Source organism: Christensenella sp. (assembly GCF_034927525.1).
In the GTDB taxonomy this organism is placed as follows: Bacteria; Bacillota; Clostridia; order Christensenellales; family Christensenellaceae; genus Christensenella.
Window position 1 is genome coordinate 1 of sequence record NZ_JAYFPU010000254.1, and the last position, 1,625, is coordinate 1,625.

Here is a 1,625-nt window from a genome sequence, read left to right on the forward strand (position 1 = left end):
AGCCCGGACTTTCCTCACGCCTTGCGGCGCGCAACCATCCAGCCTGCTCAAAAAAACTTATTCTTCTACGACGTATAAAATCCTGCCGCAGTTTTCACACTCTACAACATTTCCATCCGCTTTCAGGCTTTGTAGTACACCTGACGGCAACTGCATCTTACAGCCTTCGCAGCGGTCTCCTACAAGCTTCGCCATAGGGTTCGGCCTGTGCTGCTTGATCTGTTTATATTTTTCCATCAACGCAGCATCTACGCTTTTTGCGGCTTTTGCTACGTTCGCGCGCAATTTTTCAAGATCGCCCTTGCCGGCGTCAAGCTCCTTGGCGTGTGCCTCTTTAAGCTGATCAAACAGCTTTTTAGCGTTGCTCATCTTGACAAGCGTTTCTTTGATCTCCCCTTCGGATTTCTCCAAACGGTGCATCACCTCAACGACCTTGCGTTTATTGAGCTCCACCGCAGACTTGATGCCCTCGCATTCCTTGATCATCTCGCGCACATCTTCCAAAAACAGATCTTCAAGGTCGTAATCCGCGATCTCTGCGATCTCTTCCTTTTTGGATTTCATCTGCTTTTTCAGGAGATCGATCTGTCCTGCCGCCTCCGAAAGCTTATTCTGCAGCAGCACTGACTCCTGTTCCAGTTGCTTCAGCTTCTGCTGGTTACTCTGGAAAATCTGTTGCTGCTGTACCAATTTTTTACGTGTTTGGGTGTTCCGCAGCGACTTTTCATAGTCTTCCAATTCTATTTCCGCGCATTGGTAATCCCATAAAGCTCTTAAGTTATCCAACAATAATCCTCCTCAAATGTTCACATACGGTCTATGCAAACTCGCAATATAAATAGCTACCTTATAGTTTACATCATCAAGCATTTTTTGTAAACCTTGGGCGTATACTTTGCAAAAGCACTTTTCCGTGTCGTAATGCCCTGCTTCCACAAGTACCATTCCCTGCTCTTCCACATAAAAGTTGTGCTTGATTTCGCCTGTCAGGTATAGTTGCGCGCCTTTTGCTTTTGCCACACCAGCCATATCCCCAGCAGCGCCTCCGCATACGGCGATCCTGTCAATCATCTGGTCTAAGTCGCCTGAGACGCGTACAAGATCGATATCCAGTTTTTCTTTGATACAACTGATGATGCTTTCGGCGGTCTCCGCTTTTTCAAGGTCGCCCACAATGCCCAGCCCTGCGTTAATTGTCTGCGGTTCACACGTCACAAGCGCGCTGATAGCCGGCTCTTCATAGGGATGTGCGTCATGGATCGCCTGTAGCACGCTTTGCAGCCGGCCCTTTGGGCACACGGTGCTTATACGTATCTCGTCCACAGTCTCAACCGCTCCCGTTTTACCAATAAAGGGGCTTGCCTGTGAATTCGGCCGAAACATGCCCTTGCCTGAAATATTGTAAGTACATTCGCTGTAATCGCCAATATTGCCAGCGCCTGCCGCCGTCATCGCTGCACGCACCTGACACGCGTGACTCTCCGGCACATGAACCGCTACCTCCAGGTATTGCTCGACATTCGTTTCTTCCAGATACTCCTGGTTACATAGTGAAAGCGCGTCAGCCAGATAACGGTTGATCCCGTTTGCCGTGGTATCCATGCTTGTATGTGCGCAATACAGCG

Annotated in this window: 2 protein-coding genes; both read right to left on the reverse strand. The window is 49.2% G+C overall.

The window, feature by feature from the left end:
* Nucleotides 1-57: 57 nt before the first annotated feature.
* Nucleotides 58-786 carry a zinc ribbon domain-containing protein gene (locus VB081_RS10560; protein WP_323400779.1) on the reverse strand — a complete coding sequence of 243 codons (729 nt, stop codon included), beginning with the start codon at nt 784-786 and terminating at the stop codon, nt 58-60.
* A gap of 12 nt (nt 787-798) precedes the next feature.
* Nucleotides 799-1,625: Nif3-like dinuclear metal center hexameric protein (locus VB081_RS10565; RefSeq protein ID WP_323400780.1), on the reverse strand; the 827-nt coding region annotated here is incomplete at its 5' end.